The sequence below is a fragment of the Nitrosomonas communis genome (genome assembly GCF_001007935.1).
GTDB classification, from domain to species: domain Bacteria; phylum Pseudomonadota; class Gammaproteobacteria; order Burkholderiales; family Nitrosomonadaceae; genus Nitrosomonas; species Nitrosomonas communis.
In genome coordinates, this window is record NZ_CP011451.1 from 587117 (window position 1) to 610341 (window position 23225).

At 41.3% G+C, this 23225-nt stretch carries 24 protein-coding genes and 1 tRNA gene; 13 read left to right on the top strand and 12 right to left on the bottom strand.

Translation table 11 applies throughout. The features are described from left to right. Positions 1 to 396: 396 nt before the first annotated feature. Positions 397 to 1140 carry a TerC family protein gene (locus tag AAW31_RS02625; RefSeq protein ID WP_046849041.1) on the bottom strand — a complete coding sequence of 248 codons (744 nt, stop codon included), beginning with the start codon at positions 1138 to 1140 and terminating at the stop codon, positions 397 to 399. Between the two features lie 365 nt (positions 1141 to 1505). On the opposite strand from AAW31_RS02625, the gene AAW31_RS02630 reads away from it, so the two are divergent. Together AAW31_RS02630 and AAW31_RS02635 are read left to right on the top strand one after the other, a co-directional pair. Next, the gene (locus AAW31_RS02630) at positions 1506 to 1970 is read left to right on the top strand and encodes a hypothetical protein (RefSeq protein WP_046849042.1); all 465 of its coding nucleotides are present in this window, start codon (positions 1506 to 1508) and stop codon (positions 1968 to 1970) included. A 304-nt stretch (positions 1971 to 2274) separates the two neighbouring features. Then, positions 2275 to 2730: a VOC family protein gene (locus AAW31_RS02635; protein ID WP_046849043.1), complete on the top strand. Its 456-nt coding sequence runs from the start codon at positions 2275 to 2277 to the stop codon at positions 2728 to 2730. A 132-nt stretch (positions 2731 to 2862) separates the two neighbouring features. Here AAW31_RS02635 and AAW31_RS02640 read toward each other — a convergent pair whose 3' ends face one another. Then, positions 2863 to 3165, bottom strand: coding sequence for a hypothetical protein (locus tag AAW31_RS02640; RefSeq protein WP_046849044.1), 303 nt, complete (start codon positions 3163 to 3165; stop codon positions 2863 to 2865). A gap of 82 nt (positions 3166 to 3247) precedes the next feature. Next, positions 3248 to 3802, bottom strand: coding sequence for a DUF4917 family protein (locus tag AAW31_RS02645; RefSeq protein ID WP_052752038.1), 555 nt, complete (start codon positions 3800 to 3802; stop codon positions 3248 to 3250). A 1-nt stretch (position 3803) separates the two neighbouring features. Between AAW31_RS02645 and AAW31_RS02650 the strand changes: the two genes are divergently transcribed. Continuing rightward, positions 3804 to 4133: a hypothetical protein gene (locus AAW31_RS02650; RefSeq protein WP_200899693.1), complete on the top strand. Its 330-nt coding sequence runs from the start codon at positions 3804 to 3806 to the stop codon at positions 4131 to 4133. On the opposite strand, the gene AAW31_RS21105 is transcribed toward AAW31_RS02650, so the two are convergent. The 4 genes from AAW31_RS21105 to AAW31_RS02665 form a co-directional block, all read right to left on the bottom strand. Further along, positions 4130 to 4279 (bottom strand): hypothetical protein, encoded by a 150-nt coding sequence (locus AAW31_RS21105; protein WP_158441357.1) that lies wholly within the window; start codon positions 4277 to 4279, stop codon positions 4130 to 4132. The two genes, AAW31_RS02650 and AAW31_RS21105, sit on opposite strands and share 4 nt — an antisense overlap. Next, on the bottom strand, positions 4279 to 5049 hold the full coding sequence (locus tag AAW31_RS02655) for a spherulation-specific family 4 protein (protein ID WP_052752039.1): 771 nt from the start codon (positions 5047 to 5049) through the stop codon (positions 4279 to 4281). The genes AAW31_RS21105 and AAW31_RS02655 overlap by 1 nt, the downstream gene beginning before the upstream one ends. Before the next feature lie 354 nt (positions 5050 to 5403). Then, positions 5404 to 5616 carry a hypothetical protein gene (locus tag AAW31_RS02660; protein ID WP_046849046.1) on the bottom strand — a complete coding sequence of 71 codons (213 nt, stop codon included), beginning with the start codon at positions 5614 to 5616 and terminating at the stop codon, positions 5404 to 5406. Between the two features lie 131 nt (positions 5617 to 5747). After that, positions 5748 to 5823, bottom strand: a tRNA-Asn gene (locus AAW31_RS02665). Between the two features lie 768 nt (positions 5824 to 6591). Here AAW31_RS02665 and AAW31_RS02670 point away from each other — a divergent pair. Then, positions 6592 to 8178: an alginate export family protein gene (locus AAW31_RS02670; RefSeq protein ID WP_309567424.1), complete on the top strand. Its 1587-nt coding sequence runs from the start codon at positions 6592 to 6594 to the stop codon at positions 8176 to 8178. Between the two features lie 20 nt (positions 8179 to 8198). Continuing rightward, a complete protein-coding gene (locus AAW31_RS02675) occupies positions 8199 to 8546 on the top strand; it encodes a hypothetical protein (RefSeq protein WP_052752040.1) in 348 nt (115 codons plus the stop codon). Positions 8547 to 8626: 80 nt separating this feature from the next. Here the strand turns inward: AAW31_RS02675 and uvrB are convergent, their stop codons facing one another. Beyond that, positions 8627 to 10660, bottom strand: a complete 2034-nt coding sequence (gene uvrB, locus AAW31_RS02680; RefSeq protein WP_046851453.1) for an excinuclease ABC subunit UvrB — start codon at positions 10658 to 10660, stop codon at positions 8627 to 8629. A 72-nt stretch (positions 10661 to 10732) separates the two neighbouring features. Here uvrB and AAW31_RS02685 point away from each other — a divergent pair, with 72 nt between their 5' ends. Continuing rightward, positions 10733 to 11926, top strand: coding sequence for a pyridoxal phosphate-dependent aminotransferase (locus AAW31_RS02685; RefSeq protein WP_046849047.1), 1194 nt, complete (start codon positions 10733 to 10735; stop codon positions 11924 to 11926). 225 nt (positions 11927 to 12151) lie between these two features. On the opposite strand, the gene flhC is transcribed toward AAW31_RS02685, so the two are convergent. Both flhC and flhD read right to left on the bottom strand, forming a co-directional pair. After that, a complete protein-coding gene (flhC, locus tag AAW31_RS02690; protein ID WP_046849048.1) occupies positions 12152 to 12676 on the bottom strand; it encodes a flagellar transcriptional regulator FlhC in 525 nt (174 codons plus the stop codon). 28 nt (positions 12677 to 12704) lie between these two features. After that, positions 12705 to 13022 carry a flagellar transcriptional regulator FlhD gene (gene flhD, locus AAW31_RS02695; protein WP_046849049.1) on the bottom strand — a complete coding sequence of 106 codons (318 nt, stop codon included), beginning with the start codon at positions 13020 to 13022 and terminating at the stop codon, positions 12705 to 12707. Positions 13023 to 13751: 729 nt separating this feature from the next. On the opposite strand from flhD, the gene AAW31_RS02700 reads away from it, so the two are divergent. The 4 genes from AAW31_RS02700 (at position 13752) to AAW31_RS02715 (ending at position 18778) form a co-directional block, all read left to right on the top strand. Further along, the gene (locus AAW31_RS02700) at positions 13752 to 15134 is read left to right on the top strand and encodes an L-serine ammonia-lyase (RefSeq protein ID WP_046849050.1); all 1383 of its coding nucleotides are present in this window, start codon (positions 13752 to 13754) and stop codon (positions 15132 to 15134) included. Between the two features lie 304 nt (positions 15135 to 15438). Beyond that, positions 15439 to 17292: an ABC transporter ATP-binding protein gene (locus AAW31_RS02705; protein ID WP_046849051.1), complete on the top strand. Its 1854-nt coding sequence runs from the start codon at positions 15439 to 15441 to the stop codon at positions 17290 to 17292. 155 nt (positions 17293 to 17447) lie between these two features. Further along, positions 17448 to 18014, top strand: coding sequence for an NADPH-dependent FMN reductase (locus AAW31_RS02710; RefSeq protein WP_046849052.1), 567 nt, complete (start codon positions 17448 to 17450; stop codon positions 18012 to 18014). 152 nt (positions 18015 to 18166) lie between these two features. Next, on the top strand, positions 18167 to 18778 hold the full coding sequence (locus AAW31_RS02715; RefSeq protein ID WP_046849053.1) for a hypothetical protein: 612 nt from the start codon (positions 18167 to 18169) through the stop codon (positions 18776 to 18778). 218 nt (positions 18779 to 18996) lie between these two features. Here the strand turns inward: AAW31_RS02715 and AAW31_RS02720 are convergent, their stop codons facing one another. Both AAW31_RS02720 and AAW31_RS02725 read right to left on the bottom strand, forming a co-directional pair. After that, positions 18997 to 20232: a dicarboxylate/amino acid:cation symporter gene (locus AAW31_RS02720; protein WP_046851454.1), complete on the bottom strand. Its 1236-nt coding sequence runs from the start codon at positions 20230 to 20232 to the stop codon at positions 18997 to 18999. A gap of 210 nt (positions 20233 to 20442) precedes the next feature. Further along, the gene (locus tag AAW31_RS02725) at positions 20443 to 20859 is read right to left on the bottom strand and encodes an RDD family protein (RefSeq protein WP_046851455.1); all 417 of its coding nucleotides are present in this window, start codon (positions 20857 to 20859) and stop codon (positions 20443 to 20445) included. 357 nt (positions 20860 to 21216) lie between these two features. Between AAW31_RS02725 and AAW31_RS02730 the strand changes: the two genes are divergently transcribed. Genes AAW31_RS02730 through AAW31_RS02740 form a run of 3 tightly spaced genes read left to right on the top strand, consistent with a single transcriptional unit; the run spans position 21217 to position 23145 of the window. Next, positions 21217 to 21948: an energy transducer TonB gene (locus AAW31_RS02730; RefSeq protein WP_046851456.1), complete on the top strand. Its 732-nt coding sequence runs from the start codon at positions 21217 to 21219 to the stop codon at positions 21946 to 21948. A gap of 4 nt (positions 21949 to 21952) precedes the next feature. Next, positions 21953 to 22726, top strand: a complete 774-nt coding sequence (locus AAW31_RS02735) for a MotA/TolQ/ExbB proton channel family protein (protein WP_082110323.1) — start codon at positions 21953 to 21955, stop codon at positions 22724 to 22726. Then, positions 22726 to 23145, top strand: coding sequence for an ExbD/TolR family protein (locus tag AAW31_RS02740; protein ID WP_046849054.1), 420 nt, complete (start codon positions 22726 to 22728; stop codon positions 23143 to 23145). Before AAW31_RS02735 ends, AAW31_RS02740 begins: the two co-directional genes overlap by 1 nt. The last annotated feature ends 80 nt before the right edge of the window (positions 23146 to 23225 follow it).

Genomic DNA, 23225 nt, shown 5'->3' on the forward strand with positions numbered 1-23225 from the left:
TTAGGATTTTATATTTCATGAAAAATTCAAAATTTTTAATGTATCTGAATGAAAATAGTTTATTAATTTGGCCTGTTTTCTTTTACCCCGTATTTTTATATGACTTTTATGCTTGCGAGTATTCAAGCCGATTTAAATGATCGGTAGTGTTCGACTAGCTTATGCGCACAAAAAGAGTAATTAGATGGCAATACAACAAGAATTCCAATCTCAAACTTATCATTGGAGTTTGTTTTCACGCTCAATCTGCTATAGGGTTAATACTATACTTAGTATAGAATTTGTTTTTATGTAACTTATTGATTTTTTATTAATCTACATCCAGAGCTCGAATCTGGGGAAAATTAATACCTTATCAGGAAATTTATCTTGTTTGTAACAAATATCCCATCCCATCTATTCAGGAATTTTCTTATGGAGTTTGACAGGCGCCACCCGTTTTTTCCGCATACGAAGATTGAGCATCTCCACTGTGACTGAAAATGCCATTGAAAAATAAATATAGCCTTTTGGCACATGGATGTTGAACCCCTCCAATATGAGCGTAACGCCCACTAAAATCAGGAAGGAAAGAGCAAGAATTTTGACCGTAGGATGTGCATCTACAAAATCACCGATCGCCTTTGCCGCCACTAGCATTACCAATACTGCCAAAATAATAGCAATTGCCATTAGAGAAATATGATCAACCAAACCAACTGCCGTGATAACTGAATCCAATGAGAACACAATATCCAACACGGCAATCTGAAGCAGCATCATTCCCAGGCTGGTGACGACAATCAAACGATCAGGTTCTTCTGGCCCTTCTAAGCTATTATGGATTTCATGTGTAGCTTTGGCCAGGAGAAACAAACCGCCTCCAATTAGAATGATATCGCGACCTGAAATTTCATATGAAAGCAATGTAAACAATGGTGCAGTTAATCCCATTACCCAGGAAATTGAGAATAGCAACCCTAAGCGCGTAATCATGGCAAAGCCAAGCCCCATTCTTCTGGCAAACACACGTTGGCTTTCTGGAAGGCGCCCGACAAGTATGGAGATAAATATAATGTTATCGATCCCAAGAACAATTTCTAGTGCAGTTAATGTGCCTAATGCTATCCAAGCTTCAGGACTTGCCAGCCATTCGAACATCAAGGTTTCCCCTTCTTATTTTTGACGATTATGAACTGCTGCTAATAATATTCCTGTTATTCCATTTCCAAATCAAACATGACGCGAAGGCGAGCCGCAAACAGTATCAATAATACGGCAAGGTGAAGCCGACAAAGTTAGTTTTGATTTAGAAATAGAATTACTTGTTAAGAGAGACTTAGGCTGGTATCAGCAGTTCAACTCTGTCAGATCTCATGATGCTTTTCAACCGATCTGCTTGCTAAAAACAAATAATACATAAACATTATTGTAAACAAAAATAAAGATACTGATCATGAATTGTGTTGTCAAAATATAGATGAACCTTTCAAAGGAATTATCTTTTAGACGAGAAGGGATAGATTATGAAATGGCTAGTAGGAATTATTATATTGATGTTATTAATAGTATCAGTAAGATTTAGAAAATTGGCAGGGTTTCTTGTTTTGCTAGGTATTGTTGTTGGTTTCTTACTTTGGCAATATCAAGACTATGAGAAGAATAAATCTAAGAACAGAATTTCGCCTTCAGAGCTGGTATTGAAAAATATCACTTTTAAGCCCTCAAATAGTCATTATGAAATGACGGGACGTATCATTAATAACTCGCAAACATTCACTTTGAATGGCGTTCAATTAAAAATTACTGCTAAAGAATGTGCGAATAATAATGATTGCATTATTATTTTAGAAAAAAATGAATACGTTTATGTTCATATTCCACCCAAACAAGCGAGAGATTTTAGAAAAGAGGTTTCTTTCTATTCGAATCAGGTTATAGAAGGGAAGTTAGTCTGGAATTATTCAGTGGGATTTGCTGAGTCAGAATAGCTACCTGTTTGTTGTATGTCAGTGATAATTGAATGCCGTATTGCCACAGTTTGGTGGTCTAACCTATTTCGATCCGTGGATTCAATTCTTATATGCAACCAGAATCAGAATTTAATAGCATGTGTTCTATATAGTGTTCCAATTTAAGATAAAAAAATAAAATTGCCTGTTAAAAAAAATCTTTCAGTTATTTTTAATTCTAATAGTTATACACAAAGATTGCAGTCTCACCGTTAGATACCACCTATACGAAATAATACTCTTCGGAATATATTGGCAAATTTTTTAGTGACAAGACAAATCTATGAAAGCAAACGCAATAGGCATAAATCATGTGGCATTAGAAGTTGGAAATATTGATGAAGCATTGAAATTTTATGGCAATTTCTTGAACTTCGAAGTTCATGAAAAAAATGAGATGCAAGCTTTTATTTATTTTGGGGATCAATTTATCAATTTTACAAAAAATGATAATAGACAGCCTGATCAAAAGCGACATATTGGTATAGCGGTAGATAATAAGGAATTAGTAAGGCAGACACTTGAACAGATGGGTATCAAACTCTTAAAAGGACCTTTTCTTGATTTTCTTGATCCTTGGGGAAATCGGGTAGAAATAACTACTTATACCAATATTCAATATACAAAAGCTGACCATGTATTGCAGGGTATGGGGCTTGGTCATCTGAAAAAAACTGAGCAAGCTTTGGCTGAATTGAATGCAAGAGGTTTAGGACCTAAAAAAAATGATGATAATTAGGTGCTCTGGGATTTAATAAAATTTTTTAGAAGTGTTCCCCAAAATAGATGGCTGATCCAATACTCTCATCACTATCAGCATATAATGTTTACCGGCTCTGACTTGTTAAGTAGAAGTCGGCGGGTAGATTTTTTATGAGAAGAATACTTCAATGTAATTTTCCACAGGAGACATATGAGAACTTAAAACCCCATTAGCTCCTGATTTCAAAGTGTCGGTAGTCTTAACAATGCCAGCACCACGTGGGCGTATATCATATATCATGAAAGGGACGAAGCTTTTTACAAGTTTGCAGTATGCATCTATCTTTTTGATATAAAAACTACTTTGACTTATATGCGGTTTCTTAGATTTGTGCCAATAATACAAAGGCGCTGATTCAAAGAACTTCCTAAGATCGACGTTGGTAAGTTCTTTCTGCAGTGTTAATGTCATCACAACTTCTTCTGAGCATTTAACATAAGGTTGACAGATGCATTGGGATTAATGCCTATTTTTTAAATAGTGATTGTGTTTTTTAGCGCCATACTCGGATGGTTTTTGCATCGAACAAATTTACCATGCACTTAAAAGAATGCTTTATGCTTTCAACATGTCTTTGAGACTCTTCGGAATAAATTCCGATATAAACGCTGAATAGTTTGTTGCCTACTTTTGCACCCTGCTTCGCAGCAATATTTACCGCATCAATTATATGGAGGTCAGAGTCTCCAAAAGTGAAACCGAATGAGATAAGGGAGCCCTCAATTTTGCTCAATGACTCGTAGCAAAAACTAAGGTATCTATTGTGCATAATATGATTCAATTTATCCTCGCCATTGCTAGTAGCCACAAATACAGGGTATTCCTCTCGTGCGAGCCTTTCTTTTATGTTCTCTAGCAAAAGTTTTTCACCACCGTATTCTTCCTTAATGATATTTATTCCTCTATCGAATATTGGTAAGGTGCCATGAAAAAAGTGAATGTTCTGTTTGTCTTTGTATTTTCCCCACCTCAACTCAGAATATTTACTAGGCTCATCTTCTCGATCTAGCCCGAACCCATCAATTCGCTTTTGGAAATTATTTCGCATATTGCTTAACTGGTTAAGTTATATATATATTGAGCACTTGGCATGGCAGGAATGCGTGCGCAAGTATAACCGGGAGCATACTTTATTTTACTGTGATCCGCCTTACTGGGACACAGAAGGCTACGGTGTAGATTTTGGACTGGAACAGTATGCTCAAATAGCCGAGCTGGCAAGAACGATCAAAGGCAGGATGATCATATCCGTTAACGATATCCCAGAAATGCAGGAAGCATTTAAGGGACGAGCAATGCAGTCGGTGGCGATCAATTATACCGTGAGTGGGCTGCAAGGACGCGGACAACGCACCGAGCTGGTGATCCGTAATTTTTAACGATGGAGTAATTCGCGGACTTTCTCAAACCCAACCCACTTAACGGATAAATCTAAACCACGGCTGGCCAGTTGATTTTTGGCCATTGCTTTGAGATCGATTTGATCGTTAGCAGCAGCGATGATTAGCTTGAGCGCTAGGATCACTACTTAGGTGTTACGATTGACATCTCAAGCATCTCCCTACCATATTGCGGCAGGCTGTCATAAGGATTGGAGAGTCTGTCATTGGTTATGTACAGATGTCCAGTGTGGTTCTTATCGGCCTCGTTGAACGCCTGCTTCATTTGGTCCAAGTTTGCGTCGTAAACAATGTGGATAAATCTGTCCTTCGGGTAAGTATGTTGCCAGTTTTCCGGTCGAAAGTTTACATAACTTCTTATGGTATTTTCAAACACTACTAAATCATCAACGACTGGTTTGCTTAGATAAACTTCATCAGGCACTACGCCGGGATTGCCCGTTACCGAATAATGACTGCTTTTATTCTTGATGTAATTATATATTGTCTCGTAGTACATGATGTTTTCATCGGTCCCGTCTGCAGCCTTCTCATCAATAAAAAAACCATCAATCGCATAGAAAGCGATGTAACTATCAATGTCTTGGAGAATATTGTCCATCGGGCGCTCTCCATAATTGGATTTTACGTAAGCGATTACCTTTCCTCCAGCTTCACGAACCCGATCAATTGCGTTAGTAAAACCAGGGTCAGCGCTTATTCCAGGCCCGTTATCGGGGTTAAAAATTACAGTAGTAGGCACTGTCTGAGCTGCCTCAACCAAATGGCTCCAGAAAATTGGTTGATCAGATGGATGGAAGTATGCTGGAACAAAAAGATTGGCAGCGTGGACGAGCGTACCGAACGTTACTAACAAATAAGCTATAGAAAGCAAAATAAAGTGTTTTATGCTCATGCCGAATATATCCTTTGAAAAAGGGCGAATAGACCGAGTTTCTACACTGATCTTGAGAGTATAAAAAGTACACTCTCTTGGGAGGAAAAAAAGAAGATATAGGAAAAAAATGAATATTGATTTAGCTCAGATGAGCAACTTCTTTTTCTTATTGTGTTAATGCTAAACAATAACAAACAGGTTAGCAATAATACAATACATATTAACTTTTATTTATTAACTCAAGAATAAAATGGCAGTACCAAATAAAGCGCAAAACAGTACCAAATTGAGCGAAAATTTACATTCGGTCGGACTACTACAGGCATATCAGCCTGAACGACTATCACACGTCGATTTTACCTTGATTATTTCTTACCAAACCTGGATTTTGACGAGAACAGCTTTGTTTCTGTCGCCAGCAAAGATAGCCAGCACCGCCGAAACCACAAGATTCAAACCTTCTCCTTCGGTTAGTGCGAGATCAAATGCGATGAGATTAACGAGAAAAGTGCTAAACCATGGTTTTTGGTTTATGGAAATTGAGCCAAGATGTGTGACGGATTGAATGGCTGGTGCGCAAATCATCCCTGCTCATTTCTTAGATTCGCATAAGTGGGAATCAAGCCGAGATTAGAGGAAGTTATTCAGCACTTGATCATGCTGTAGCAGGCTAAAATACTGACACTCTTGATAAAGTGCCCAGATTTATACCTAATTGGCTCCCCGACCAGGGCTCGAACCTGGGACCTGCGGATTAACAGTCCGTCGCTCTACCGACTGAGCTATCGGGGAATATGCGGCACAAGAAGCGCATATGTTAATGTTTTGAACGCTAATGGTCAACCTTCATGTTGTTAACATTTTTACTGCTTCTTATATGAGCCTAATTTTTATGACATTTTCTAATTTTTGCAAAAGCTTATATCGTGTAAATTAAAAGAGAACATTATTAAATACGTAATGTTGTACCTTCATTTACTCCCCTTCTCTGCTCTGCATTAATACTCTTTCATTAACTCTCTTCATTCGAGTCACGCTCATCACTCCATCCGCAGGTGACCCTTCTGTCACTCAAACCCAGGAAAAACTTTACTGATAACACGAGCATTTGAGTAAAGTAATCAAAAAGTAAGCGGTTAAACCATAGTAACAAGCAGCTTGGCAACATTACCTGCTTACGTAGGCACAGGCTTTTAAAATATAAAAAAAGGCACGGTGCACAAAAGCTTCAAACTTTCTGGAAAGCAAAAATAGAGCCCGATACTCAGAATGAAACATGACGTAATTAAACGGGATAATTCCCCGACAAGGCCAGGGGATGACTTCGTTTATTAAAAAACAAATACTAACAAAGTATCTCCTCTTTGATTTCAATAAATTTTTATTAAAATAGGGCCCCAAATAAAAAATATAATTTTTCTTAATTACCAAGAATTTGTGGCAGCATTGATTAATTAAATCAAAAATAAATGCCCGGGAGGGGGCAATAAAATAATGTTTTCATCCAGTTCTATTTGGCACATCAAATCGAAATTTTGCTCCGAAGCAAGAAACAGTTTATTGAAACTATCTTTCAGTTTAGTAATCGCTACACTCTCGTATCAGAATCTCTCAGCAGCGCCCACGGAAGCAGTGCGCACGGATTCGGCTAGCATGGACTCGACCAGTCAAAAATTTAATTGGTCACAGACGCCACCAGTAACACCCGGCCCTCGCCCAGGCCTTTTTGTGATGCCCCCTACCGGAGCTGGTTACTATTCATTGCTGGATTTAATGACAGGAAATAAACGCGAAGCACCGCCCGTGGCGCCCTATGCTCCTTTTGCCTTGCTTACCACGCCTGCGTTTGATATTGATTTTCGCTATCTCGAAAAACCAGAGCATGAAAAGGATTTTTTTGATCCAGTCAAACGTATTTATCTGAATGACAACTGGCTGCTCTCATTTGGAGGTCAGTTCTGGTACCGGTTCATGAATGAAACGGATAGCCGTCTCAATGCGGCGGGTACTGACAATACATTCCATCTTTTCCGTACCCGTTTCCATGCTGATCTATGGTATCAAGATAGATTCAGATTATTCGCTGAATTTCTGGATGCGCGTACGTCTGGTCTGGATATGCCTGCCTTACCTACTGATACCAATCATACTGATATGCTGAATCTTTTCGCAGATATCAAATTAGGGCAGTTCCTCAATGGGCCTGCTTATTTGCGGGTAGGTCGGCAAGAATTACTTTATGGTTCTCAGCGGCTGATTTCCACCTTGGACTGGGTCAACACGCGTCGTACCTTTCAAGGGATTAAAGGTTTCTGGCGAACGCCCAACTTCGATTTGGATGCCTTTTTTGTCCGACCGATGATTACAGAAAAGAATCAGTTTGATAATTGGGATCAGGATCGGAATTTTTTCGGTTTATGGGGTACATACCGACCAATGAAGGGTCAACTGGTTGATCTGTATATACTCAGCTTGATTGATAACCGAACTGTTTCACAAGCAAATCTTCTGAGTGGAAATATCCTGCAAGGCGATTCTACTCTGGAAACTGTGGGTGGTCGTTTAGCCGGCGATTACAACCGGTTCCTATATGAGTTAGAAGGAATGTATCAGTTTGGCAGACGCTCTCACCAGGATATCTCGGCTTTTTCTGTGGCAACAGGTGCTGGCTACCAACTTCCCCTACCTATGAATCCCCAATTTTGGCTACGTTATGATTTTGCCTCTGGTGACAGTAGCGCAAACGATGGAAAATCCAATACGTTTAATCAACTTTTTCCATTTGGCAACTATTATTTAGGCTGGATAGATCAGGTAGGTCGTCAGAATATTCATGATTTCAATGCTCAGTTCTCATTACATCCTCAACCGTGGTTTACATTTCTCGCACAATATCACCGTTTCTATTTGGCAAACAAACGCGACTTTCTGTACAATGCAGCAGGGGTAGCAACACTGCACGACGCAACAGGGCAATCAGGTACTCATGTTGGTGATGAAATTGATTTTCGTGTCAATATCCATGTGGACCGCCATCAAGACATACTCGTAGGATATTCCAAATTATTCACAGGCAATTTCATTCAAAATCAGCGACCTGGGGTTCATCCTGACCTCTTTTACGTTCAGTATAATTTTCGTTTCTGATGATCAAGAGGAATAACACAATGAAAAAACTGCTATTAATTATAACTGTCGCCTTCACTGCTTTTTTACTGGAACCAGCACTTGTTTTATCTGACCAGAATGTTTCCTCAACCAAAACAGAGAAATTACCAAATGATGAAGGGATAGTCGTCTCAGTAATGGATACGACAGGTTATACCTATATGGAGCTGGAGAATGGTGGCAAGCGTTTCTGGATTGCAGCGCCTACCACCAAAGAAGTCAAGGTTGGCGACCATATACGCTTTGTTGAAAATATGAGAATGCACAACTTTACCAGTAAAACCCTGAATCGTACATTTGATCAACTTATCTTTGTGACCTCAACCCAAGTAAAGGTGGCTCAATAACTCATAACAAAGAATTGAATTCTGAGGTTGGGGACTGATGGTAGTGTTTGACTTGTTGTGACAATCTCGTGACAATCGCATCATTGTTTTTGGTCAACAAACCCAATGAACAGCTTATTTTTTAGATTTTTGATTTCATCACGATATTGAGCTGCCTTTTCAAACTCTAAATTTTTAGCCGATTCCAGCATTTGTTTTTCTAGCAACTTGATTTCTTTTGTTAGTTGGGATTCACTCATATGGTCATAGCGAGCCTGTACTTGGGCTATTCCCATTTTTCCCTGTACAGGCTCATTGCTATAAACACCATCAATAAGATCCTTGATACGTTTACTGACACTTCGCGGCGTAATATGATTGGATTGATTAAATAACATTTGCTTTTTACGCCGCCGTTCAGTTTCATCTATAGCTCGCTGCATGGAATTGGTAACACGGTCAGCATAAAGAATAGCCGTACCATTAATATGACGTGCGGCTCTTCCCATGGTTTGAATCAGCGAGCGCTCTGAACGCAGAAAACCTTCTTTATCCGCATCCAGTATACCTACTAACGATACTTCCGGGATATCCAACCCTTCCCGCAATAGATTGATTCCAACCAAGACATCAAACTTGCCAAGGCGCAAATCCCGAATAATTTCGACTCGTTCAACCGTATCAATATCCGAATGAAGATACCGCACTCTAATCCCATGGTCCGAGAAATAATCGGTCAAATCCTCTGCCATACGTTTAGTAAGCGTGGTAATAAGCGTTCGCTCTGCCTTCGCCGTACGCAGCGTAACTTCCGACATCAGATCATCCACCTGCGTGGCTACCGGACGTATGATAATTTCCGGATCCACCAGACCAGTAGGCCGAACCACCTGCTCTGCAATCTGGCCGCTTTTTCTTTGCTCATATTCTGCTGGCGTCGCTGAGATAAAAATGGTCTGAGGCATCAATTTCTCAAACTCATCAAATTTTAGCGGTCGATTATCTAATGCGGAAGGTAACCTGAAACCATAACCCACCAGATTCTCCTTACGCGACCGATCACCCTTATACATCCCTCCTAACTGAGGAACAGTTACATGACTCTCATCAATAATCATTAAAGCATTATTTGGCAGATAGTCGATTAATGTGGGTGGAGGCTCACCCGCTTTTCTGCCTGAAAAATGACGTGAATAATTCTCGATACCTTTACAGAAACCCAGCTCATTCAACATCTCCAAATCAAAGCGAGTGCGCTGCTCAATTCGTTGAGCTTCCACCAGCTTGTTTTGTTGATGAAAGTACTCGATACGTTCTGCCAATTCAGTCTTGATGGTCTCAATTGCCCGTAGCGTAGTACTTCTCGGCGTTACATAATGACTCGAAGGATAAACGGTATAGCGTGATATTTTTTGCAGAATTCGCCCTGTTAGCGGATCAAAGGAAGAGATATATTCCACCATGTCATCAAACAACGATACCCGGATGGCTACTTCTGAGTTCTCTGCCGGGAAGATATCAAGTGTATCGCCTCTCACCCTGAAAGTACCGCGGCTAAACTCGAATTCATTTCGCTGATACTGCATGCCGGTAAGCCGCGCGATAATATCTCGTTGGGATATTTTCTCATGTTCGCGCAAGTGCAGGATCATGCTGTGATAATCAACCGGGTCACCAATACCATAAATGCAGGATACCGTTGCCACAATAATGGCATCTTTGCGTTCAAGCAGTGATTTGGTTGCAGAAAGGCGCATTTGTTCAATATGCTCATTAATACTGGAATCTTTTTCTATGTAAAGATCGCGCGAAGGAACATACGCTTCGGGTTGATAATAATCATAATAAGACACGAAATACTCAATGGCATTCTCCGGAAAAAATTCCCGCATTTCTGCATATAATTGTGCCGCCAGTGTTTTATTAGGAGCGATGATAATCGCAGGACGTCCTAGTTGGGCAATGGTATTAGCTATCGTGAAGGTTTTACCTGAGCCTGTCACTCCCAGCAATGTTTGAAAAAGCAGACCGTCTTCTACACCTTCAACCAGTTTGCCGATTGCCTCAGGCTGATCGCCAGCAGGCTCAAAAGATTGGTAAAGTTTATAAGGACTGTTGGGAAAGGTAATAATCACGGGTATAATTTCAATGCAAGAAACTAATTTAATTCTATCATGTTGGGTACCGACCATTTCAGGAGCACAGTAGTGGAACTCTCAAAACGCGCACAGGCTATCAAACCATCGCCTACTCTTACCGTTACTGCCAAAGCTGCAAAGCTTAAATCTGAGGGCAAAGATATTATTTCACTCGGGGCAGGTGAACCTGATTTTGACACACCACAACATATTAAAGAGGCAGCCATTGCTGCAATTAATGCTGGTTTTACGAAATATACCCAAGTAGGGGGTACACCCGCACTCAAAAATGCCATTATTGCAAAATTCAAACGTGACAATGATTTAAATTTTAGTGCTAAAGAAATTCTCGTTTCCTGTGGCGGAAAACAAAGTTTTTTTAATCTGGTATTAGCCACGATCAATCCAGGCGATGAAGTGATTATTCCGGCCCCCTATTGGGTTTCTTATCCCGATATTGTGTTTATAGCTGAAGGAAAACCTGTCTTTATAGAAACAGGTATCGAAGACGGCTTTAAAATTACCGCGCAACAACTGGAAGAGGCTATCACCCCAAAGACAAAAATGTTTGTTATCAATAGTCCTAGCAATCCATCTGGCGCCGTTTATAGTCTGGATGAACTTAAAGCATTAGGTGAAGTATTAAGAAAATACCCCAATATTTTGATTGCAACCGATGATATGTACGAACATATTCTTTTATCAAATGATAAGTTTGTCAATATACTTAATGCCTGCCCGGATCTGCGCGCACGCACCATGGTCTTGAATGGTGTCTCCAAGGCTTATGCGATGACAGGTTGGCGAATCGGCTATTGTGGCGGGCCTGAGCATATCATCACAGGAATGGAGAATATTCAATCACAAAGTACTTCTAACCCTACCTCTATCTCACAGATTGCAGCTGAAGCCGCGCTTAATGGCGATCAATCCTGCATGATTCCGATGCAAGCAGCGTTTAAGGAACGTAATCAGTTTATTACTGATAGATTAAATAAAATTCCAGGCATGCGTTGTTTATTGTCTGGCGGTGCATTCTATGCGTTTGCTGATGCCCGGCAAGCGATACAAAAACTACAAAAAGATGGGCACATGAAAGATGATAATGATATCGATTTCAGCGAGTTACTATTAGAAAAAGCAGGCGTGGCTGTTGTACCGGGATCAGTCTTTGGTTGCAAAGGCTATATACGCTTATCTTTTGCGACTTCCATGAAAAATCTGGAAGAAGCCGTTAAACGTTTAGATAATATGCTGAAATAAGCGTAGTGCAGCTGAATCGGTTTTCCGTTTCCAATATAAGCCCGATTTTGTTGACTCTCCTTGCCGCATTATTGATACTATCTGCCGCACGTGCTCACACCATGTTTGCTTGGGGAAGGATCATTCAATAAAATCCCAGGCAACCCAATGGTTCTAAGCGGTTAACTGTTAGTTATCAAAAAAATTCAAGCGTTATATTTTTGTTTTATTTTTTATTGCACTGCTTTAGGCAACTTTTTTCTTGGTCTTGCCTGCACGAGATGGAATATTGCAGAGCCCACAAACATGATTAGTATGTATTTCTAAGCTATGAACTATAAAATTACCCTTACATTTGGTGCAAGGGATAACACGCAATACTCTACTTTCCAGGAAACGTACTAATGTCCAGGCACGTGTTAAACTTAGCACGCGCTGAAGGCTGTTAATTTCAATATGCTCAAGATATAGCTTATAGCTTTTTATAATGGCATCAATAGTATGCACATTGGTATGCTTAATAATAAAATTATAAATATTAATAAATAATGAAGAATGGACGTTGGGTTGCCAGCTGGTAAACCAGTCTTCAGAATAAGGTAACATCCCTTTGGGAGGAGATATCCCTTTTATCTCCTTATATAGCCTTACCAGCCTCTCACGGCTTAGTTCAGTATTTGCTTCTAAAACTTGTAACCTGGCGCCAAGTTTAATTAAATCAGTAGCAAGTTGAATTTGTTTCGCTTCTGATATAAGGCTTTTTTCTCGCATACAATTCTCTTTGACCTAATATTCTGAATTAAGCAATAATTTCGGTTGAAGACCCAGACATTAATATAGCAGCATGAGATTGGGCCAAGGCGCGATCCCGACCATGGTTAGATAAAATTTCAGTCAAGAGTTTGTCATCAAACCGGAAACGGCATAGCAACATATTAGAATTAGCCATTTTTAACAATTGACTAGAGGTAAGGTTCTCCAGAATATTTGCGATATCCTCACTAATACCGAGTCGATACATTGCTGTCACCTTGTCTTCACGCAACAATCGCTGAGCAAGTAACATATAGCCAAGATTAATCTCTCTTATTTCTTCATGAATCTGACTAGTTTCCATCACATTGCTCCTTATTTTCACTTTCATATTGAATTAAACACATCTTAAACTGGCAGCTCAGGAAGTAAATGGAATATCAACCAAATGAAGAGTCAGTATTTGACCCACCCCTTTGTAAGGCTTCTTCTTATATTTCATATATTCATTTATTTATCATATGGATACGATAAATTTTTTTTATTTAACTTATAGGCTGAGCAGGCGATTACTATTAGATTTACTATGTGTTTATTATTACCTCAAAATCAGGGAAACCGGAGATAGCGCAAACACTAAGAAACCCATGGAAATCAATGATAAGTAATAAGCATGCAAGGCAGACTATAATTTATTTTTCCGGATCTTAATATATCAAGTAAAATTCAAGGTTAGCTTCCGCTACAAAAATAAGCAGCAGTGTTTTTATACAACAAATAGTGATGCTTATTCTTTAGTGATAAAGCAGAACTACTCGTAACATCCAAAGTCTCAGTAAGTGCAGTTAAGAAAAAATAATCATAAACAATTCGAGAGTGTCGAATGAAATGCTGCAATGAGAAAATGAACTTTTTGATCGTTAATAAAACGAATCGAGCAGCTTTTGTCAAAGTCTCGTATCGAGTAGATGAGTGAAGCGCCAGTAGTGTTCATTGCAGCTATCGAAATGTATCGCAGCTTCCCCCACATGCTTTCAAGTTCCCTAGTTTTTATTTAAGCATTCTTTACCATAATTTACACAAGGTTTGATTTATGTTCATCAGTGTTCTTGATCTATTTAAAATCGGAATCGGCCCTTCGAGTTCTCACACTATGGGTCCAATGATGGCTGCCAATGATTTTCGCAGCCGCATTTATCAGCTTGTGGCAGCATCTTCGACCAATAAAGCGATGCATGTTCGTTGCGTACTTAAGGGTTCGCTGGCTTTTACCGGCAAAGGTCATGCAACAGACCGGGCCGTGGTATTGGGACTTCACGGCTATACTCCTGAAGCATTATCTGAGCAGGATGTGAATGCATTAACTGCAGAACTATGGACCACCCATTTCTTCACAGTCAACAAAGATACTGTCATCACATTCCACCCTGATAATGACATTATTTTTGATAAGCAGGAAACATTACCTCAACACCCCAATGGGATGATTTATACGCTGCTTGATGAAAATGAGGATGTTTTATTAAGTGAAACCTATTTTTCCATTGGAGGCGGGTTTATAAATACGCTTGCTGAAATTAGTCAACTCAGTGCTCCCCTGAAAATGGAACCCGCCAAATCTTTTCCTTTCCCGTTTGATTCAGCACGCAGCATGTTAGAAATGTCTCAGCAAAGCAATTATTCAATAGCCGAGATGAAGCGTGCCAATGAATTGACGAAAATATCGGCTGATGAACTTGATGAGGGTTTAGATAAAATTTGGCATGCGATGCAACGTTGTATTAAAAATGGTTTAACAACAGAAGGACAGCTCCCTGGCGGCCTCAAGGTATCGCGTCGAGCTAAAAAACTTTTTAATCAACTGCAAGATGACTCTAATAAAAAAGCAACTTTAAACGATTGGTTATGCGCGTACGCGATGGCTGTAAATGAAGAAAATGCAGCAGGCCACATGGTTGTAACTGCGCCCACCAATGGAGCAGCCGGGGTGATTCCAGCCGTACTCTATTACATGGTAAAGCACGAAAACGGTAGTCTTGAAAATGTAAGAGATTTTTTATTAACCGCGGCAGCAATTGGTGGCATCATCAAACACCGTAGCTCTATATCTGGCGCTGAAGTGGGTTGCCAGGGAGAAGTAGGGTCAGCTGCTGCCATGGCTGCAGCTGGCCTATGCGCAGCCCAGGGAGGAACAGTAAAGCAAATTGAAAATGCAGCAGAAATTGCGATCGAGCACCACTTGGGGATGACTTGTGATCCTGTAGGTGGTTTAGTACAAGTTCCCTGCATAGAACGGAATGGATTTGGCGCTATTAAAGCCCATACAGCAGCAGCACTCGCTCGCCGGGGAACAGGCGAGCATTTTATGCCACTCGATAACTGTATTGAAGCGATGAGACAAACTGGCCTGGAAATGTCACATAAATATAAAGAAACCTCATTGGGTGGTTTGGCCGTAAGCATTACTGAATGCTGATTAATCCTCAAACAGGACAAACACTATACAAACACCAGAAGGTTGGTCCTGTTGAGGTGGTAACAGCGAGCTAAATTATCCTGGCCATGATGCAATTCATCTAAAAGGCGGGTGGCACGATCAAGTAACACTGATCTGAGCAATATTTCTGCTTTCGCTAATAGACTCTACCCTTCCTACTTATGCAGCTGGTCCCAGAATATTTGATCGAGTTACCGGTGACGAATACCTTTACAAAGCAATTATCTGGGCATCAGGCAACCACTTCAATTATTTATTCTCTCGTTTTGTCACAACTTACTCTATGCTTGGTTTCTTTGAGCGCTTAATCAATCCGTTCCCACCCGAACATCCGGCTGAGCCGCCTAAGGGTTTGTACCAGTTCTGCCGCCACTATACCCGAGGAATCGAATTCTATCTGCTTTTGATGGCAATCCTCACTATTTGTGTTGCGGTCAGTGAAGCGATGCTTTATGGCATTTTAGGAAAGATTATCGATTGGCTGACTGAAAAAGATCCCCAGAATTTCTTGCAAGAAGAAATGCTCACACTGATTGGTTTATCGTTATTTATACTGCTGCTGATACCCATTCTGGTTATGTGCCATGCGTTGATCATGTACCAAACGTTAATGGGTAACTTCCCCATGATCGTGCGCTGGCAAGCCCATCGCTATCTACTCAATCAAAGCTATGCTTTTTTCCAGAATGAATTCAGCGGCCGCATTGCCACCAAAGTCATGCAGACAGCTTTGGCTGTACGTGAAACCGTCATGAAAACACTCGATGTGATGCTATTCATCGCGGTATATCTCATCACTACTCTGTTGCTCGTTGCAAATGCTGATCCTCACTTATGCATCCCACTGCTTATCTGGTTGGCTGTATATTCCATCATACTGTCTTATTTCATTCCAAGATTAAAAAAAATCTCTGAGGTACAGGCCGATGCACGTTCCAGCATGACCGGCCGTATTGTCGATAGCTATACAAATATTTTGACCCTTAAACTGTTCTCCCACAATCAGCGTGAAACTGAATACGCCAAAACAGGCATGGAAAATTTCCTGTCAACGGTTCATCCGCAAATGCGGCTGGTTACTGGACTGCTTGGGTGTATATGGAGCAGTAATATGCTACTGGTTTTCAGCATTGGTGCGCTGGGCATTTATTTATGGATCAACGAGGATATCACGATAGGAGCTATCGCCATTGCCATGACGCTTGCGATACGCCTAACCGGCATGTCTCATTGGATCATGTGGGAAGTCAGTGCCTTATTTGAAAATATCGGAATTGTCCATGATGGCATCAACACCTTATCGGAACCACCGACCGTAGTGGATGCGCCGGACGCGGATTCTTTACATGTCACCTCTGGTACGATTGATTTTAATCATGTCGGATTTACCTATAATCGAGCAGATCAAAAGGAAAGCATCCGGGTATTTGATGATCTTAATTTACACATCGCCGCTGGGGAGAAAGTAGGAATTGTTGGTCGTTCAGGCGCTGGCAAGTCTACTTTGGTTAGTCTGTTACTACGCTTTTATGATGCTCAGCAAGGTATCATTCAGATTGATGGACAAGACATCCGTCAGGTTAGCCAAGAAAGTTTACGCGCCAATATCGCGATTGTTACGCAAGATACGTCTTTGCTTCACCGATCCATTCGTGACAATATTCTATTCGGTAAACCTGATGCTTCGGAAGCGCAGATGCTTGAAGCTGCAAAACTTGCTCATGCTCATGAGTTCATTCAAACCCTGATTGATAATAAAGGCCGCAAAGGCTATGATGCATTTGTCGGCGAACGCGGTGTTAATCTTTCAGGAGGGCAACGTCAACGAATTGCAATTGCGCGCGTGTTATTAAAGAATGCGCCTATCCTGATTCTTGATGAAGCAACCTCTGCCCTTGATTCGGGTGTAGAAGCCAGCATTCAACAAAATCTGGAGCAACTCATGCAAGGCAAAACAGTGATTGCGATTGCCCACCGACTATCCACCATTGCTGCCATGGATCGACTCATAGTCCTGGATAAAGGTCGTATTATTGAGCAAGGTAGCCACACAGAACTGCTCTCTCATAATCAACTGTATGCCATGCTCTGGAATCGCCAATCAGGCGGATTTCTTTTGCCTCCAGAGAATAGCTAATTTTATATTTTATTCTATTGCTTCATCAAACATGATGCGAAGGCAAGCCGCAGGCAATATAAATATATAAATAATATGTCAAACAGAAACCGACAATGTCGGATTTGATTTAGAAATGGAAATTACATGCTTGATTTCTCTGGTAAGGAAAACTCATGCCTCTAAAGCTCCATATCATTATTTGCAGCACCCGACCAAGTCGGGTTGGACCTTATGTTGCCAAGTGGTTTCATGAAATCGCAGTGCAACATGGTGAATTTGAAGCTGTACTGATCGATCTTGCCGAATTCAATTTGCCAGTATACGATGAACCAGAGCACCCTGTTCATCAGCGATACCAGCATGAGCATACCAAAAATTGGGCTGCCAGCGTCAATGCGGCAGATGCTTATGTGTTCATTACTCCGGAATATAATTACGGCCCCCCACCCTCTCTGTTGAATGCACTCAATTATGTCTATAAAGAATGGAATTATAAACCCGCCGGATTTGTCAGTTATGGCGGAGTTTCTGGTGGACTCAGAGCTGCTCTGATAGAAAAGCTTACCTTGACCACATTAAAAATAATGCCAATAGTGGAAGCAGTAACCGTTCAGAATGTTTCCACACACATCGATGAAAATAAGCACTTTATACCGAATGATCACCATATAAGCTCGGGAATATCCCTGCTTAATGAACTGTACAAGTGGGCACAAGCACTCAAAATGATGAGGCAATAGCTTTATTTTGCTATGCTGGTAGAGGGATCAAAGGTACTTATAGCTAGCTGCAGTGCTGCTGATCAGGTGAAATAATTTTATCGGTACCTTCTCAGTATGTTTAAATCACACACTGCAAACCATTTTAATTTAAGCATAAAGGTTGATACTCCATGAATTTTCCCGATTTTTATGAGCAGGCACCTGTCGTCCAAACCCGTGATCCATTTGCAGCCACGTTAGGGGCTGCGCAAGGTGGTTTACTGGATTACCATTATGTCGATGCAGTACGTCTCGCCGGCCATTCATGTCCTACTGTCGCTGGCGCATATCTCATCGGGCGAGCTGCCTTGCGTGCGCTTTATCCGGATGAACCTGCTGAGCGTGGTTCAATTGCTGTCCATATGCCCGCACCAGAAAATGAAGGCACCACAGGTGTGATGGCGCAAGTATTGACATTATTAACTGGCGCAGCTGCCGATAATGGTTTCCATGGGATTCAAGGGCGCTTCAGAAGGACGGGATTACTGAGTTTTGCAGACGAGCGGGAAGGAGAAGCTATCCTCTTCAAACGTCTTGATACCGGAGCAGGTGTGGCAGTGGAGCTCGATGTTTCTTTGGTACCAGGTGATCCGGCACAAAGTGGACGCTTGGCGGCTATCCTGCAAAACCGCGCTGATGATACGATACGCAGTACTTTTGCAGAGGCATGGCAGGCGCATGTACGCCGATTATTACTGGAATTTGCGGATGACCCGCGTGTAATACGTGTCATTCCCTTGTAATCCTGTTAACCCGGCTAATATCGTTAGCCCGCTTAAGGCGCAATAACCATCAGGCATTGCGCCGTATGTGCTACCTTACCATCTGGTGCAATGCGTTACACTTATTGCACCCCTGCCAGCTAAATCAAACATAACTTTGTCGGTTCTTCTTGCCGTATGATTGATACTGTCTGCAGTTCGCCTTCGCGTCATGTTTGATTTAGAAATGGAATAACTCGTTAAGGGCTTCTTATCCACTTTTGTACGACTATACTCCCAATCATATCTCCTTCAACATTGACCATCGTGCGAAACGCATCTAATAACCGGTCGATAGGAAGTAAAATAGCGACTGCTTCAGCGGGTAAACCTACTGACTGAAGCACCATCACCATGGTCACCATGCCAGCGCTTGGAATGCCAGGTGCCCCAATTGAAGCTAGCATAGCAGTAAAAAAGACAATAAGTTGTTGGGTGATATCAAGCTCGATTCCCACCAGATTGGCGATGAATAAAGCGGCTATCGCTTCATACAACGCGGTGCCATCCATATTGATAGTCGTTCCCAATGGAACGACAAAACCTGCCACATCGGATTTAACATGTAAATGCTGCTCCACACAACGCATCGTTATAGGCATAGTGGCTGCACTGGAACTGGTTGCAAAAGCAGTAATCAATGCTTCGCGGGCGCCCTTCCAGAATTTAAAAGGGGTTATGCCGGTCGTTAAATAAAGTATAAGCGGTAAAATGACTACACCATGGAATAATGTTGTCCCGATAACAATAACAATAAACTTAATCAGTGTAGTAAGCAGAGCAATATCCTGAGAAACGATCAATTGCAGTAGCAATGCCATAATACCGAGCGGAGCAAGACGCATGATCCAACTCACCAGCATCAGGATCAGTTCCAGAAATTCTTTCATCAAAATGAGAATATTATGGTAGCGTTCCCCGCCTACCACCATAGCAATTCCAAGCAGCAATGCAAATATGACGATAGCCAGAATATGACCTTCAGCCAGCGCTGTGATTGGATTCAAAAAAAGCGAGTGAAGAAAGTGAGCAAAAAATTCGCCTAAAGACATTTGCTTAACGTCGATGTCTTGCATGGCATCTTTAAACATCTCAATCTCAAGCCCTTCACCTGGTCGAAAGAGGTTGGCTACGGTCAGACCAAGTATCACTGCCAAAGCCATAGTGGTTGCAAAAAAGACAAGCGTGATTTGCCATACCCGGTTTATTTGGTGATGTGCGCGTAAATTCGCAACACCGACCACAATGGAAGTAAACACCAGTGGGACAAGTATCATTTTCAACAAATCAATGAATAAAGTACTTATCAAACTGGCAATATACAAACCATTTTGAGAAATAGGCGAATCCAGACCGACCATGACAAATCCCAAACCCAGCAGAATTCCACCTATTACCCCTAGCAGGATTTGCATATTGAGAGATATTTTTATCATAACAACTCCAGATTTATCAACAGATGCGCTATGAGTAAAGGGCACCTCTAAAAATTTATATTTGCGAGCATCCGCTTTGCGAATTGCCAATACTTCATTGTTCACAAAGAATGACGCGAAGGCGAGCCGCAGATAGTCTCAATCCTACGGCAGGGTAAAGCCGGCAATGTCAGGTTTGATTTAGAAATGGAATAAGATTGAACTTCAATCTCAGTTTTCTACTTTTACAATGCGTGTCCCGGCGAGCCGATCATGTAGAAACTGGCGGTCACGATCGAATAATGCCCATATAATTCCGAAACCAAAAAATGTAATGCCAATTACGGCAAAGAGGTAGCGGGTAATAGCTTGCCGAGTACTGAGCTTATTACCATTAACGGTGACCACACGCATTTTCCAGGTTTGCATGGCCAAAGTCTGCCCACCATGCGTCCAGAACCAGATAAAATAAATGCCAGCAACAGAAAGCAGATAAAACTGAAAGAGCGGCTTGAAATAGATTGCGGTAGGATCACGAAACACAAAATGAAAAATAAAACTGGCAATAAACCAGACTCCAAGCAGCAACAGAAATTCGTACAGCATACATAACGTGCGCCGCCAAAATCGAGGAATTGAGATCGTCATGGAATTTTTTTTAGGCCATTGGTTATAATTAATGACCAGATTAGCCAAGTTAGTGAAAATGTCTTCTTTAAGAGTAGTATTGTAAAGCATTTCAAGAGATTATTTCTATTTTCCCTTAAAAACCAGATTGTTCACCCTTTTTAACTAATATGAATTTCTTAATTAAAGTTAATAATGATTGATAACCATTATCGTTTGCGTTATTATTCAACGTTAAAATAGGTAATATTATTATCATAACTTAACTTAAAGTTGTTCCGGATACGATAAGTTATCTAAGTAAATGTTCTGTTCCCTAAGCAAGAATTGTTTTAATTAGCTAATATATTTCTTTTCTTGAAGGGCATTAATTATTATATGGCCCATACTAAGCGCGATTCGGCCCCCTCCTCTATCTCTTTTATCGGTCTCTTATTTGTACTCTTGGTACATGCCGCCCTGATTTATGGCATGTGGCATTACCGCTTGCCATCTACCAATACGCAAACAGTTACCTTATTTGCTGAACTGATTGCACCACCACAACCTAAAATTGAAGCACCAGAGCTTCCTAAAGCTGATGTAAAAGCAGAACATATCCCTCCCCCTCCGGAAAAACCTAAAGTGGTTAAAAAAGCACAACCTAAACAACGCCAATTAGCTTCTGCTGCACCTGCCTTACCTGAGGAGAAAGTGGTCGATTCCCCTTCCCCGCCTACACCTGAGCCAGAGCCTGTGCACGAGGAATCTGAATCGACACAAAAGCAAGAAGCAAAGGCTGTACCAGCTGCTCGTCCCGAGCAAATGCAAACTGGTCCCGTAACGCTTACCTCCGAGTTATCGGTATCTTGTCCGGAATTGAGTGCACCGGATTATCCTACTCTTTCACGTCGCTTGGGTGAGGAAGGAAAACTCATGCTACAAGTTGAACTTGATGAATCAGGCCGCATCAGCAATACCCGTATCGTCAATAGTAGCGGTTATTCCCGACTTGATAATGCCGCACTCGCTGCGGTTAAGAGCTGGCGCTGTAAACCTGCGGTGCGTGATGGCAAACCCGTACGGGCTATCGCATTGCAACCTTTTAATTTTGTCATCCAAGGAAACTAATGTAATGGAAGAAAATCTTGGTTTTTCTCATTTTCTAGCTCAGATAGACCATGTAGGAATGGTGGTATTCATTTTATTGCTTCTGCTTTCAATAGCAAGCTGGTATTTGATTATCACAAAAAGCATCAGTAATTTTATCGCCTCTCGAAGGGCCAATGCTTTTCTCAATCATTTCTGGGAAGTTGACTCTCTACAAGAATTAAAAATAGAAATGAAAGGTTCTTCTACAGATAATGCGTTTGCCCATCTGGCTAAATTAGCCGTAGATGTGACGACTGATTCACAGAAGCATGGCCTGGAAAAACTTGCAGCAGCAGGAGGAGTAAGCGAACTGTTAACTCGCACACTGCGCAATGGTATTGATCAAGAGGCTACTCGCATTGGAAATGGACTCACCATTATCGCATCGGCGGGTTCTGTCGCTCCCTATATTGGACTATTTGGTACTGTCTGGGGCATTTATCATGCGCTCATTCAAATCGGCCTTACTGGACAAGGAACATTAGATAAAGTAGCTGGACCAGTTGGGGAGGCGCTCATTATGACCGCTTTAGGATTGGCTGTTGCCATTCCAGCCGTATTAGCCTATAACGCTTTTATTAGACGAAACAGAATATGGATGGCGCGGCTGGATACATTTGCACATGATTTATTTACCATTGTTACAGTGGGCAATAAAAGCGGAGATAGCACCGCCAAGGCAGCAGCGGAACAAAACCACAACCCTCAGTTTACCCCAACTGCGGCAACTACTTCAGCGTTTGAAGGGAGGCAATAATGGCTTTTGGCAGCTCAGATCGCTATCAGGAACAGACAACCATGTCTGAAATTAATGTAGTACCCTTAGTGGACATCATGCTTGTGCTATTGATCATTTTTATAATTACGGCGCCATTACTCACGCATTCCGTAAAAATTGATTTGCCAAAAGCTTCCAGCCACCCCAACACGACTAAGCCAGAACACATTGACTTCGCCATTCGAGCTGAAGGCACTTTTTTTTGGAATGGTGAGCCAGTCACGCTTGAGCAACTGGCGCCCCGTTTCACTCAATCAGCAGAAAATTCTCCTAATACTGAGCTCCATATTCGTGCCGATAAAAATACCCATTATGAACATGTGGCGCGCATCATGAGTATGGCCGCAAAAGCTGGATTAACAAAAATTGGCTTTGTTACGGATCCAACTCTCGAATGAAGAACGATTTCAGCTCAAATTGTAACAATATCCGTATTGTTGATACGCCTACTGCCAGCTGGTATGAAACAGCTGCTGAG